The sequence below is a fragment of the Nonomuraea sp. NPDC049480 genome (genome assembly GCF_044465905.1).
Lineage (GTDB): Bacteria > Actinomycetota > Actinomycetes > Streptosporangiales > Streptosporangiaceae > Nonomuraea.
Genome location: NZ_JBITMD010000053.1, coordinates 1 through 12,535 on the forward strand (window position 1 = coordinate 1; position 12,535 = coordinate 12,535).

Consider the following 12,535-nt stretch of genomic DNA (forward strand, 5'->3'; position numbering starts at 1 on the left):
AGCGCCACTTCCAGCAGCCCACCGGCTGCGATCACCAGCCTGCCGTACTACCAGCAACCACGTGAACCCTCGAATGACTTACGAGCCGGACCACTAAGGGGGCGTTGGCGCAGCGCATCTCTACGCGGCCATGAACGAGATCGTGCAGCGCCCCTGCGAACACCAGATCATCGTGACGCACGGTGGCTCCCTGACCTTCATCGTGGCGGCCTGGATCAAGATGCCGATCATGGCAGTCGGCCATGCCTTTTTCCGAGTTCGATCGGGCAGTATCACCAAACTGCACGAAGACGATTTCCGCCGCAGCCGCCAGGTCGTCAACCTCGGTGACACCCGCCATCTCGACTCCGCGAAAGCCGGGCTGACCTCTACCTGACCCGCTTCGACAGCAAACGAGCTGAGGCGCTACCGCTGAGCATCAAGTTCCTAGTTCAGAGAACGTCCCCGATGTCGCCTCGATAAGCGAGCTAAACGCACTGATTGACCAATGGGACGTCAAAGACGAGCAGCGCCGGATCCGGATGCGCACCCAGACCATCGGCGAGCGCTTCGCGCACGAGCGGACCCTGCTGGCGCCGCTGCACTCTCCTGCAGGACCTCCCCAAGCAGGACCGGCAAGCCCTCGCCGAACTGATCAACCAGTACGCGCAGGAGGAAACCGACCCTGAGCGGCAGCTGACGGCCTGGGAAGCGCCCGAAACCCTGGGTCTCCTGATCTGAAAGCCTTAAGTGCCTGGTTTCAGTGGGCGGCCCGATGACCAAGACACCGAGTCGTAGCGTTCACCGGGAATCGCTACGACTCTCGATGGCAGAATTCGACCCATGCCCGCACAAGATCCGCGCATCCACCTGCTGCAGGCCGGCCGGTCGCTCGCCGAATGCGAGTTCCTGCTTCGGCAGTTCAGCGGCGAACAGGCGGTCCCTGGTCTGATCGCCCAGGCTCGCCACCACTGCGACCAGGCCGAGCAGGGACCGCACGAAGACGCCGAGACTGCCGCCACTCTTGCGATCCTGCGTGCGGTGGCCTCGACCTTCGCCCTTCGGCAGGTGGTGCTGTCGGACGTGTGCTGCGATTTCGACGATGACGACGGAACGCTGCTCAACGGGTTGGGAATGCATGACAGCAAAGGCGTGAGCCGTCCGCTCGCCGAGGAAGCCGTCCTTACCGCAGAGGCGACCCTTGCTGCGGACCCCCACGACGCCCTCATGCCGCTCTACCTGGGTCATGCCCTCACCTGGACGGGCGACCAGAACGCCGCAATCGCCGCCTACCAGGAAGCCCTACACCGCGCACCCGACGACCATTGCGCCCGTTCCGCCCTCTCCTACCTTCATGCTCCGCCCGCTAAAAGGCCTCAGCGCGAGACGAGCCACCCCCGCCACGCCTTCGCGCTACTGCGCAGCGCCTACTGGATCAACAACAACGAATGGGAGGACGCCCTCGTCCTGTTCACCTCCGTCGCCGACGTTCGCACGCACCTGGCCGCCGCCCTCGGCCCCGGCCCCAACGCCGGCTCCCGATCCGACTGCCTGACCGGTGAAGACCTGGACGATGAGGGTGCGGAGCTGACCCTGCACATCCACCGCCCCGGCCACCCCATTGCCAAGTACGACCTGAACGCTCGTCTCCACGAGAACCCCGAGACCACGTCCATCGACTGGACCGGCGTCCCAGTGGACGAGTTGCTGGAACCGCCTCTCCCACCCGGCCGCCCCCTTCGCCTTCACTCCAGAGTCTGCTTCCCCCACGACTGAACCGGGAACAAAACGGGCGGGCCGTCTTCCTGACCGCTCTTCACCAACCCGCCCCCGAACAGGCGCCCGCCGGCCGCTTTGGCCGCGGAGGGTCGCTGGCCGGCTCCTCCGAAGGGTTCGCCCAGCAGCTCGCCTCATCCCCGACCTAGGGCTCATCCCCCGCCCCGGACGCCGTCCGCACCGCCTGGGAAGACGCCGCCGCGCCCGACTGGGCGGGCCCGGCACTATGGCTTGCTCGGGTCGCGGTCGAGCCTCCGGGTGCTGCTACTTCTCACCGACATTCCAAACCCGATCAGCCCCCGAGTGCTGCCCAAACTGACCGACAAACGCTGCTGCTACTCACCAGCAAAATCAGGCGCTCCATCCCCGGCGACCGCTGGATTTGGCCTGCCGCTGGGCGAGCGCCGATGCGGCCTCGCCTCGGCCTTGCGCGGTCATCTCCAGCAGGCGCTTGCGTGGGCCGGTCGCCTCGCTGTCGTCCCAGTAGGAGCGCACCCACCCGATGGTCTCCAGTCGGCGCAGGATGGGGTAGACGGTGCCGGACCCGTGGCCAGTGGTCTGGCAGATCGCGAGCCCATAGGTGGGAGTGTTCTCAGCGGCTGCTTCGAGGAGGACGCTGAGGACGTCGCTGGTGGGGGCGGTGAGTCGGATCGGGCCTGCCATCCAGACTCCGGTAGTCGAGTTCGACCTATGTCGAGTACGGCATTAGCGCGTCTTGGCTGTACGCGAGAGAAATCCAGCGGCGCGGGCGCGGCGAATACACGGTGGCGTGGCTGGTCGTCCTGAGAGGAGGCATGCGATGACACATTGGCGCCGGTTCGTGCTCGCTCTGACCGTTGCGATGTTCACGGTGGTGGCGGCGGCATCGGCCGCTGCGGCTGGCATCCAGGGCAGCGGCTGAACGCTACACACGCGGGACGGCCAGTTTCCCACCCCTGGCCGTCCCGGCCCGGCCACCAGCGTTCGCGATCACATTCATGCAGGTTGTCGTCGCCGGCCAGTAGAGCCGGGCGAACAGCGGCGGCATCGCGAGGGCCGCGACCTCGATTGCCAACCACCTGTTCGCCTCGGACTGATGGGCAGATGCGGTTGGTCCTCCATCAGCTCAAGCAGGTGGAGGACCGTCATGCAGAGCTGGTCGAGCAGGTGGGTGGTCTGGGGGGCGGCTGAGTGAGATCGAGCGGAGCGCGGTGACCCGCGCCCAGCTCGCCGACCGCCCCCGCCAGATCATCGCCGTCGTCGGCCTTCTCGTCACCGTGGCCAGTGTGGTGATCGCGCTGTTCCAGCTCACCCAAGGCTGACCTGCTAACCTCCGTCGCCCTGACTAGCGCCTTCCTCGCTGCATTCCGACAACGCCGTCGCCCTGTCGCCGGTCCGCCATTTGCGCATCAAGGAATGCTTGCTTGAGTGTCGCAGCTGGTCCCCAGCATGATGTAGTCATCTTCCGGCGCACCGTTGCCCATGCCTGTTCCGCCACTGCCGTGGTCGCCGGTTTGCGGCAGATCGGGAGGTGTCGCGCATATCAGCGCGTCGGGTCCGGTTCCGCCGAACAGTTGGTCGGCGCCTTCCTCTCCGTAGAGTGCTTCATGAAATCCGCCGGGCGGATTGGGCCCGCCGTAGATGGTGTCGTCGTCCTCCCCGCCGTGTATTTCGTCTCTGTGACCTTCACCGTCAATACGATCGTCCCCCGTTCCGCCCTCGATGTAGTCCTGACCATCTCCGCCGCAGATCCTGTCGCCGCCCTCGCCGCCGAAGATGCGGTCGGGTCCATCTGTACCGATGATTACGTCGGCACGGTCCGTGCCGACGAAGGCGCCACCACCGGATGGGACGTAGAGCGGCGGCGGGACAATGAATTCGATGGTGTATCCGAAACAGTCCACCAAGGGTGGCGGTGGGGTCGCCGCCAGTACCGGCGGCGCGAGGAGGCCTGTGCTGCTCACGAGCATGAGAGACGCGCCGGCGATCAGCGCAGAGCGCCCGAAGCGACGGATGGTTCTGGTCATATGAATGGTTCTCCTCGATGGGAGCCGGGCGGAACCCGCTGCTACGGGCCCGACCTACCATTGGGCCATTTCGGGGACAGACGGACCGCGTATTCCTGCACGTCACAACGAGCAAAACGGCCTAGACCCTCAGGGCTATCATCAGGTTGCTGACAGCAGTAACGTCTGTACCAGCCAACCGGGTGCCCGTGGGTAATCGACCGGGTCGAGCAAGCAGGCCTGAAGACCAACGGTTCAGGAATAGGCGCTTAGGACCGACGCCACCGAATTGATCTCATCAAATCGACGCTCACCGAGGTTGCCCATGCCTGAACACGAGGCGCTGCCGCTTGCGCCCTACAACGCCGCCGCGCTGACCGACGACGACCCACTCCAACCCGACGTGCCGCAGGAACCCGGCTCCGTCGTCGAAGACGAGTCCGGACCCGTGGAGGAGCTGTGAGCACCTGCCAAGCCTGTTCTTCCTGCAACGCCACCATGACGTCAGCAGCGTCTCCGGCACCGGCCGGGTGGCGGACGGCGTGTTCTGGCCGGACGGTTCCGTCTCGGTGCGCTGGCGCGGCGCACGACCTTCCCTCGACCACTGGCGCTGCCTGGACGACGTGAAGCCATCCACGGCCACGGCGGGGCGACACAAATGGTCTGGATCGACGCGGGGGGCCTCGTGCCGAAGCGGCCTGAAGACGTCCTGCTCGAATCGTCCGCGGCGAACTCGGCCAGGGCGAGCGCCGCGACGGCTGGACCCGGTACGGGCGAAGCAAGAACGTGATCGGCGCGATCGATCACGTCGGCATCGTCGAAGGTGTCCACCGCGACGGCACCATCACGACGATCGAAGGCGACACCAGCAACCGCGTCATGCGGCACCGCCCCTCCCGCGCCTGCATCTCCGGCTACGGATACCCCGCGTATTCGGGCGTGAAAGCCTGCGCCCGCTCCCAAGTCTGAGCTGACGTGGATGGAGGAGGAGCAGGGTGCCCGCGCCGGCCTCACGCATCGCGGGGAGGACGGCCTGAGTGCTCGTGAAGCAGCTGCCCACGCTGCGGATCGGCGCTGGCAAGAAGGCGGACGAGCCGCTGCGCCGGCACGTCAAGACACTGTTCTATCTGCTGCACGCGAGGGACTACGGATTGAACGGCGGCGTCGACGACATCGTGTTCGGTGATCCGCTGTACGACGCTCTGAAGGAGTTCCAGAGGGCCGCGAAGCCGGCAGCGTGATCCTAGGTTCTCGCTCTGCCCTGCGACGCGGGGTCGTCGTCGCCCGCTCCGTGGCGGCATGAAATCAAAGTCCTGCTTGCTGCTGGACATGCAAATACAAGGGCCCTGCTCACCTCTCGGCGTATTCGAGGGATCGTCGCAACACAGTGATCACTTACTGGCAGCGGTCAGCATAGCGCGAGCCGACTGGGTTACCGTGTTTCCCGTTTGAGGGAAGACGGAACCCAGTCGGAGGCCCAGCGGTCCCTGTGGGGTTCCGATGGTGGTTCAGTGCTCCTAGTGTGAAGCGCAAGGCCGCCACCGTTCGCGGGCCGGAACCCCAGTCCATGGAACTCAGGATCGTCGACCGCGGTGACCACGCGCAGGGCGCCGGCCTCGGCTACCTCGCGGACCACGAGACGCACCAGCCCATCGCGCACCTCTGATGGGATGCCGGGCTGGATGTGCACCAGGTCGAGACGGGCGATGGTGCGTCTCGTGTCCTCCCAGGACGCGGCTGCCTGACCGACGAAGGGTTCCCCGCGGGCGTTGTCGACGTAGGCATGAAGCCAGCAGGCAAGCCTTGCCTCGACGATCAGCTGTCTGGGAATGGTGATATCCATCCCTGCCCGGGCCAGGTGGGCGCCGACCTTGGACGCAGGCGGAGAAACCGATGCCGACAGCGATCCGATGAAGAAGCCGGCGGGGCAGTCGTCTGGGGCATCGTGAGTGTCCAACAGGACGTACCCATCTCGGATCATCCGGCGGCTTCGGCGAACCAGCCCGGTATCGAGTTCCAACCTCAGGCGGAATGCGAAGTCTGCGGCCCATTCATCCGGCGAGGTCACCGGCAGGCCAGTGTACGAACCGCCAGTCCACGGACTCTTCGACGCCATCGGAAACTCGACCTTGATGGCGTATGTGTTCGGATCTCGCCGCCAGTGGAAGATCACTAGCATGCCGTCGTGCTCTGCCATGACATCGACGGTGGAGTACCCGTCCAACACAGCGCCCGCACCTAGCAAGCGTGTCCTGACCGCGTCGAGGACCTCCTGCCGGGACCACTCAATTGTCATATGTCCAGACTTCCACACCCTTCCCTTAATCGGATCGGGACATGTCACTGAAGATCGTGGGGTCTCCGGTGTCGAAGGGGGGAACGGTTCGCTGGTGTCGGCCATCTACTGTGCGATGAGCCAGAGATGGGTTCGGGCTAGGTCAGGCGTAGGTCACCAGGAATTCGAGGCGTTCAGCCGGGGTGTCCCAGTCGAGCGTCTTTCTTGGTCTGGAGTTCAATTCAGCAGCGACGGCGTCGAGGTCCTCGCGGGTGTGGACTGACAGGTCTGTGCCCTTGGGGAAGTACTGGCGCAGCAGGCCGTTGGTGTTCTCGTTGGAGCCGCGCTGCCAGGGGCTGGCCGGATCGCAGAAGTAGACGGGCACGTCGGCGGCGACGGAGAACTCGTGGTGACGTCCCATTTCGCTGCCCTGGTCCCAGGTCAGGGAGCGCCGGAGGTGGGCCGGTAGCGTCGCGATGGTGTCCAGCAGGGCATCGCGCATGCTGACCGCGCCGTGGTCGTTCGGCAGGTGGACGAGCATGACGTAGCGGGTGGTTCGCTCGATCAGCGTGCCGATGGCCGATGCCTGGTTCTTGCCAATAATCAGGTTGCCTTCCCAGTGGCCGGGAACGGCGCGGTCGTCGGCCTCGGCCGGCCGCTCGCTGAACATCACCATTGGCGCGCTGTAGCGGGGCTGGCGCTGCTGGGCCAGGCGGCGCGGCTTACGTATGGCGCGGCCGGTGCGCAACGCCTTGGTCAGCTCGCGGCGTAGCTCGCCGCGGCCTTGGACATAGAGAGACTGGTAGATGGTCTCGTGGCACACGTGCATCTCCGCCCGCTCGGGGAAGGTCCGGAGCAGGCTCTGGACGATCTGCTCCGGGCTCCAGCGCTTGGTCAGGTGCTCCTGAATGTAGGCCCGTAACTCGGGGTTCTGCCCGATCTTGCTGGGCTTGGGGCGCGCGTCGGCACGGGCCTGCGCGGCGTGGCCGGTATTGGCCGTTGGTGGGGTGCCGGTTGCGGCGCACCTCCCGGCTGATGGTCGAGGGCGCACGACCGAGTTCGCGCGCGATCTCGCGGATCGATGCCTTCTCTCTCACCCGGTCAGCGATGTGGATTCGCTCGTCTTCCCGCAGGTATCGAGACACGCCAGAAGGGGGCCCCCGCCGGTCGTCTGACCGGCGGGGGCCCCCTTCTTTTTGCCTTGTTCGGCGCCGAGCCGTTCCGCCACCGCTTGCCGGTCCGGTAGTTGATCCCGACGATCCGGCACGCTTCCACGCTGCTGAAGCCTTGATCCATAAGCCGGAAGTATTCCTCCCGCTCACGGTCAGCTTCCGCCGCCCCTGAGGGGACCGGATCTCGCGGATCTCGAAACTCCATCGCACTCCCCAAGCTGGGGTGTTGCGACGACCGCTAGAACGGAAGCCAGAGAGATGGGGCGCTTCTCGTTGGAGGGCGCCTTAACTTCGGATGAATCCGTTCACGATCAGCGGCAGGGAGGCGTCCAGGCCCGCCATGTTCAGCACGCCCGCGTCGGCAGGGTCGCCGATCGAGTAGCCCGCCGCCGTCATCGCCGCCACGACCACGCGGGCGTCACGCGCCACCGTGCGCCGGTAGGCGTCGAGCTCTTGCGACGGGTGAGACCGCCCGGCCCACGTCTCGTTGTCGGTGAACAGGACCACGCCGTCCACAGCCATCCGCTGCTCACGCGCCCACCGGAACGGCAGCGACAGGTCGGTGCCGCCGCCCGAAGGCCGCCAGCTCTTGATCTCGCGCAGGTTGGTACGCGGCGTCACCTTCGAGGCGTGGACACCGGTGTCCACGTCGATGACGTGCACATTCCCACGCTCGATCCGGGCCAGCATGACGGCCATTGCGCAGCCCACCTCGTACGGCGAACCGATCGACGAACCGCCGACCACGACGCCGCCGCCGGACCAGCCACCCGACATCGAGCCGGACGAGTCCACCGCGACCAGCAGCCGCCGGCCGGAAGGCTCGACGGTGCCGAACGACAGCTCGTACGTTTCCTCCAGTGCGTCGAGGATCGCCGGGACCGGCGTCCACGTCTGCACGTCAGCGCGCGGGTTCGGCTGAGATCGGCCCGAGCCGTACACGCGCAGCGCGAGGAAGGCGTCCATCGGGTGGATGCGCGCGCGAAGAAGCGCCCCCTGGTCGGTGAGCCGGGCGACCGCGCGACGGGTGGCGTCGCTCATGGGCTTGAGCGTGCCGATGCGGGTCATGCGGGACAGGTTGCGGATGAGCGCGGTCATGCCGACCGTGTCGATCAGCGCGTCCCACACGCTTGGTTCCCGCAGCATGGCGTCGGGCAGGAACTCCCACGGCACCTTCCGTTCGGTCACGACCTGAACCGCCTGGCTGGACGTGGTGACGGCCTTGGCGGTGAGGAACCGGTCCACCGACTCCAGCGCATCACGCGCCTGCTCGTCCGAGACGTTCCCTGCGATCCAGCCGAGCAGCCGCCCCCGCTCCGGAGTGTCGGCCTGGGGGTGGGCGATGCGCAGGACGTCGCGCAGGTCGAACGCCTCGCCCTGCGGGGTCTTGCGTTGACGGGCCTTGCACACCCGGAACGCGACGTTGTCCGCGTTGTCCGACAGGAACCAGGAGGCGAGCGCGGTCCGCAGGGACCGGCCGACGACCGGCGCGGTGCCGCGCGCGGTCGCCTTGCCGCCGAGGTTCTTGTAGTAGCCGAAGAACTGGGCGAGGTGGTCGGTGGTGCGCACGACCTTCGGCAGCGCCAGCTTGGCCGCCTGGCGGGTGGCCGCGTCGCCCTTGGCGTAGGTGGCGGCGAGTGCGAACAGTGCTGGGCGCTGCTTCGGGGCGCGCGGCGGGCGCGCGGTCGAGATGTCGGTGAGCAGTTCGACGACGCGCGGGCCGTCCTCGGCGATCGCCTTGAAAAGCACGTCGGCGTTTTCGGCCGTCAGTTGGTCCTGCGACACGTAGTAGGTGCCGCCCGTGGTGCCGAGGACCAGGAAGTCCTCCAGCTTGCGCCACAGGTCCTCAGCGAACACGTAGCCGCCCGCCGCGTTCTTGACCTGGTCGGTGCGGCCGGGCAGCCGCTGGGTCTGCGGCGTGGCGGTGGCGGAAATGCTTGCGAGAGGGTCACGGTTGCGGGCCATGAAGGATCTCCAAGGGGGTTCGACCCGCCTGGCGGCGGATGTGGGGGAGGGGAGGGCGGATATGGGTGTGCCGACCGGATCAAGACCGGAGCTCTACCGTTGAGCTATGCGCGGCCAGTCCGCGCAGCGGGGACTTGAACCCCGCGACCGCCGGTACCGGAAGATAACCGAACGACTTCGACCCGCCCTCCCCGTGATCGTCAGCCTGGCCGGTGGCACGGATGTGGGGCTCCTGCCGGGTGCCCAGCCGACCTGGGCGTCCGGCCCGCGAGTGGGCCGGAAAGGAGTCGAACCTTTACCTGTGTGGTAACCGACAGGATTCGACCCGTGCTCCCGGCAGGGCTGACGAGTGGATCGGTGTGGTTGGGAGAAGACACGGATGTGGGATGTTCACCGGCGTTTAGGTGCTCTGCCAACTGAGCTACCGGAGCCGTGGCCCCGGGCAGGACTCGAACCTGCGACCGCCCCATTAGAAGTGGTAACCGACGAACTTCGACCCGTGCCCTCTCCGAACCGCGCCGACGACCGTCGAGCCGGGAGCGGATACGGATGTGGGAAGCGGCACCGGATGTGATCTTTTTCAAGGAGATAACCGACGCCATTCGACCCGCACCTGCTCCGAGCCCGACGGGATGGTGGATTTCGGAGAGGTCTAACTGATCGAAACCGTAGCATGGCAGGCCGATGAGAGCGCAAGTTCTTTTGCTTGCGCGGTCACGCGGTGAGACGCAAATACGCAGGTCGCGATGTTGGTGATCAGACAGTGATGGTGCGCGCTTCATGAACGACTCGGACGCGTGCGCCGTTCCCCCCGGCGCAGCAACTCGACCGGGCCAGTTCGCCGGCTGTCCGCGGGCCCTGCCCGACGACGCGCTCGACATGGCGACCAGTCACGGAGAGTTGGACATCCAACCGTGCGGCTAGGAGCCAGGTTTCCTGCTCGCGCGGTTCGAGAGCGGCGGTCAGGTGTGGCGGGCCAACCGACTGACGGTCACGGCATTCTTCGCCCGTACCCGTTGCCTCGTGCCGTACGGCAGAGAGGGCCGGCACATCGACTGGGACGGCGGCCTCGCCCTGATGGTGGAGAGGCCCTTGACGACGAAGCCGAAGGGATGACCGTCGCCAGCGAAAGAGCGTCCGCGCGTCAGCAGGCGTGCGACGGCCTGCGTGGCGCCTTCAAGGCAAGATGACTGCTTGGGCGGGCGCGGCAGGGCTGGACCTGTGGGAGAAGCGTCTGCCCGCCCATACGGAAGACCCGGACCTCAGTGGTGAGGTCCCGAACCCATGGAAGACCCATGCACAGGGCTGCCAGAAACTACTGTCGTCCACCAAGGACGGCCAACCGAGCGGTCATGAATGAACGAGATCGGCGACCATCGGGAAGGCCTGTCAAGCTGCGACCACGCGCCGGATGGCCGGTCAAGCCGCGATGCCGCGGGGATACCACTGTCCCCGGACGTCGAGCACCTCACGCAGGCCGGTGACGTTGTCGGTCATGATGCCGTCCACGCCCAGATCGAGCAGGTGCTCCATACGGGCTGGCTCGTTGATGGTCCACACGTGCACCTGCATGCCGATGGCGTGGGCGGTGCGGACCAGGCGCCGGGTGGTGACGCGCAGGCCGCGGAAGCCCACCGGCACCTGGGCGCAGGGGATCCCGGCGCGTGACAGGCGGGCCAGCAGCCGGCCGTAGCCGGAGGTGGTGGCCGCGGCGCGCAGCGCGGCCACACCGCGCGGCCCGAGCGCCGAGCACACCTCCCTGCCGATCGCCGCCCTGGCGAGCACCAGGCGCTCGTCGGAGAAGGAGGTCAGGCAGACGCGGTCGTAGGAGTTGGTGCGCCTGATCGCCTCGGCCAGCGGGGCGATGGCCGCCGCCTCCTTGACGTCGATGTTGAAGCGGATCTCCGGCCAGGTGCCCAGGAGGTCCTCCAGCAGGGGGATCTCGTGGACGCCGCCGATGCGGGCCCGCCGCACCGCCCGGTAGGGCAGCTCGGAGATGCGTCCGCGGTGGTCGGTCACGCGGTCGAGCGTGTGGTCGTGGAAGGCCACCAGCACGCCGTCGGCGGTGGCGTGCGCGTCGGTCTCCAGATAGGTGTAGCCGAGCTCGACCGCCCGCTCGAAGGCGGCCACGGAGTTCTCCGCACCCTCCGCGGCGCCCCCGCGGTGCGCGAAGGCCAGCGGGCCCGGGTGGTCGAGAAAGGCGAATCGGCGGCTGAGCACGTCCTGAAGTATGCCCTTCCTGGAGGAAACCTGCGGTTACTAATCGGGGAGATTCTGCCACTCCTGGCGGCGGGCCTCGGCCAGCGCGATGGCCGCGGCCACCGCCACGTTGAACGAGCCGACGCGGCCGACCTGCGGGATGTAGCAGACGCCGTCGACGGCGTCGAGCAGGGCGGGGGAGCAGCCGTGGTCTTCGCTGCCGACCACCAGGCACACGTCGCGGCCGAGATGGGCCTTGTGCAGCGGCACGGCCTCGGCGGTCAGCTCGATGGCCAGCACCGTGTAGCCCGCCTCCCTGGCGGCCTTGACCGCCTCGGTGGCCGGCACCGGCTCGTGCCAGGTGACCAGCCGCTCGGTGCCGAGCGCGGTCTTGCCCGCCTTGGGGTTGGTCGGCGGGGTGGCGTTGCCGGCCAGCCAGATCTCGTCCACGCCGAACGCGGCCGCGCTGCGGAAGATCGAGCCGACGTTGAACGGGCCGGTGACGGACTCCAGGATCAGGCCGAGGCGGTTGCCGGTGTTCCTGCGCCAGGTGCGGTTGAGCCGCTTGACGTCGGTGGGGCGCAGCTGCCTTCTCATCGGGTCACCTTCAGGATCCGGTAGGCGGCCCGGCTGGCCTCGCGGGAGGCCTGCCAGCCCTGCTCGCCGAGCCAGCGCTGCAGAGAGTCCGAGCCGAGGTGTCTCTGGACGACCAGGTAGGCCACGCCGTCGGGCGTCAGCCGGGTCAGCCACCTGGTGAGCATCTCGTGCATGGCCTGCTTCCCGATGCGGATCGCAGGATTGGACCAGATTGCCCGAAATTTCACGTCATCTGGCATTTCATCGACATGCACTGACCTTACTTTGTAAAGGCGGGCGGCCTGTGCGTTACGCTCGGTCAGCTCCAGGCTGCGCCGGTTCACATCGACGGCCCACACGGTCGCACCGGGCGCCCGGGAGGCCATGGTCAGCGCGATCGGCCCGTAGCCGCAGCCCAGGTCGAGCAGGTCGCCCTCCTGCGGCGGCGGCGGGACGGTCTCCAGCAGCACGCGCGTGCCGACGTCGACCCGCTCCGGCGAGAACACGCCGCTGTCGGTCTCCAGCCGCAGGTGCAGGTCGGTCAGGACCAGGTCGACCGTGCCCGGCCTGCGTGCGGTGTCCGGCTGCTCGGAGAAGTAGTGGGCCAC

Annotated in this window: 12 protein-coding genes and 1 pseudogene; 5 read left to right on the forward strand and 8 right to left on the reverse strand. The window is 67.2% G+C overall.

What is annotated here, in order from left to right; translation table 11 throughout:
* Positions 1 to 130: 130 nt before the first annotated feature.
* On the forward strand, positions 131 to 376 hold the full coding sequence (locus tag ACIBX3_RS59635; RefSeq protein WP_397129738.1) for a hypothetical protein: 246 nt from the start codon (positions 131 to 133) through the stop codon (positions 374 to 376).
* A gap of 446 nt (positions 377 to 822) precedes the next feature.
* The gene (locus ACIBX3_RS59640; protein ID WP_397129739.1) at positions 823 to 1,755 is read left to right on the forward strand and encodes a hypothetical protein; all 933 of its coding nucleotides are present in this window, start codon (positions 823 to 825) and stop codon (positions 1,753 to 1,755) included.
* 351 nt (positions 1,756 to 2,106) lie between these two features.
* Here the strand turns inward: ACIBX3_RS59640 and ACIBX3_RS59645 are convergent, their stop codons facing one another.
* Together ACIBX3_RS59645 and ACIBX3_RS59650 are read right to left on the reverse strand one after the other, a co-directional pair.
* Complete coding sequence (locus ACIBX3_RS59645) at positions 2,107 to 2,418, reverse strand: PadR family transcriptional regulator (protein WP_397129740.1); 312 nt, start codon at positions 2,416 to 2,418, stop codon at positions 2,107 to 2,109.
* A 725-nt stretch (positions 2,419 to 3,143) separates the two neighbouring features.
* The gene (locus ACIBX3_RS59650; RefSeq protein WP_397129741.1) at positions 3,144 to 3,761 is read right to left on the reverse strand and encodes a calcium-binding protein; all 618 of its coding nucleotides are present in this window, start codon (positions 3,759 to 3,761) and stop codon (positions 3,144 to 3,146) included.
* A 304-nt stretch (positions 3,762 to 4,065) separates the two neighbouring features.
* Between ACIBX3_RS59650 and ACIBX3_RS59655 the strand changes: the two genes are divergently transcribed.
* The 3 genes from ACIBX3_RS59655 (at position 4,066) to ACIBX3_RS59665 (ending at position 4,981) form a co-directional block, all read left to right on the forward strand.
* Positions 4,066 to 4,203, forward strand: a complete 138-nt coding sequence (locus tag ACIBX3_RS59655; RefSeq protein ID WP_397129742.1) for a hypothetical protein — start codon at positions 4,066 to 4,068, stop codon at positions 4,201 to 4,203.
* A 323-nt stretch (positions 4,204 to 4,526) separates the two neighbouring features.
* Positions 4,527 to 4,709: a CHAP domain-containing protein gene (locus ACIBX3_RS59660; RefSeq protein WP_397129743.1), complete on the forward strand. Its 183-nt coding sequence runs from the start codon at positions 4,527 to 4,529 to the stop codon at positions 4,707 to 4,709.
* Positions 4,710 to 4,783: 74 nt separating this feature from the next.
* Positions 4,784 to 4,981 carry a hypothetical protein gene (locus tag ACIBX3_RS59665; RefSeq protein WP_397129744.1) on the forward strand — a complete coding sequence of 66 codons (198 nt, stop codon included), beginning with the start codon at positions 4,784 to 4,786 and terminating at the stop codon, positions 4,979 to 4,981.
* A gap of 191 nt (positions 4,982 to 5,172) precedes the next feature.
* Here ACIBX3_RS59665 and ACIBX3_RS59670 read toward each other — a convergent pair whose 3' ends face one another.
* From ACIBX3_RS59670 to ACIBX3_RS59695, 6 genes and pseudogenes are all read right to left on the reverse strand, one after another.
* Entirely contained in the window at positions 5,173 to 5,937 is a 765-nt protein-coding gene (locus tag ACIBX3_RS59670) for a hypothetical protein (RefSeq protein ID WP_397129745.1), read from the reverse strand.
* A 241-nt stretch (positions 5,938 to 6,178) separates the two neighbouring features.
* Positions 6,179 to 7,154: pseudogene (locus ACIBX3_RS59675) on the reverse strand (IS30 family transposase); the annotation flags it as partial.
* 318 nt (positions 7,155 to 7,472) lie between these two features.
* Positions 7,473 to 9,152: a TROVE domain-containing protein gene (locus tag ACIBX3_RS59680; protein ID WP_397129746.1), complete on the reverse strand. Its 1,680-nt coding sequence runs from the start codon at positions 9,150 to 9,152 to the stop codon at positions 7,473 to 7,475.
* 1,419 nt (positions 9,153 to 10,571) lie between these two features.
* The gene (locus ACIBX3_RS59685) at positions 10,572 to 11,372 is read right to left on the reverse strand and encodes a glycerophosphodiester phosphodiesterase family protein (RefSeq protein ID WP_397129747.1); all 801 of its coding nucleotides are present in this window, start codon (positions 11,370 to 11,372) and stop codon (positions 10,572 to 10,574) included.
* A gap of 39 nt (positions 11,373 to 11,411) precedes the next feature.
* On the reverse strand, positions 11,412 to 11,948 hold the full coding sequence (locus ACIBX3_RS59690; protein WP_397129748.1) for a TrmH family RNA methyltransferase: 537 nt from the start codon (positions 11,946 to 11,948) through the stop codon (positions 11,412 to 11,414).
* A complete protein-coding gene (locus ACIBX3_RS59695; RefSeq protein WP_397129749.1) occupies positions 11,945 to 12,535 on the reverse strand; it encodes a class I SAM-dependent methyltransferase in 591 nt (196 codons plus the stop codon). The genes ACIBX3_RS59690 and ACIBX3_RS59695 overlap by 4 nt, the downstream gene beginning before the upstream one ends.

Excerpts from the sequence above, each read along its gene's own strand:
- ACIBX3_RS59645 (WP_397129740.1), bottom strand. The coding sequence starts at position 2,418 with ATGGCAGGCCCGATCCGACTCACCGCCCCCACCAGCGACGTCCTCAGC.
- ACIBX3_RS59670 (WP_397129745.1), bottom strand. The coding sequence starts at position 5,937 with ATGGCAGAGCACGACGGCATGCTAGTGATCTTCCACTGGCGGCGAGAT.
- ACIBX3_RS59635 (WP_397129738.1), top strand. The coding sequence starts at position 131 with ATGAACGAGATCGTGCAGCGCCCCTGCGAACACCAGATCATCGTGACG.
- ACIBX3_RS59655 (WP_397129742.1), top strand. The coding sequence starts at position 4,066 with ATGCCTGAACACGAGGCGCTGCCGCTTGCGCCCTACAACGCCGCCGCG.
- ACIBX3_RS59690 (WP_397129748.1), bottom strand. The coding sequence starts at position 11,948 with ATGAGAAGGCAGCTGCGCCCCACCGACGTCAAGCGGCTCAACCGCACC.
- ACIBX3_RS59680 (WP_397129746.1), bottom strand. The coding sequence starts at position 9,152 with ATGGCCCGCAACCGTGACCCTCTCGCAAGCATTTCCGCCACCGCCACG.
- ACIBX3_RS59650 (WP_397129741.1), bottom strand. The coding sequence starts at position 3,761 with ATGACCAGAACCATCCGTCGCTTCGGGCGCTCTGCGCTGATCGCCGGC.
- ACIBX3_RS59640 (WP_397129739.1), top strand. The coding sequence starts at position 823 with ATGCCCGCACAAGATCCGCGCATCCACCTGCTGCAGGCCGGCCGGTCG.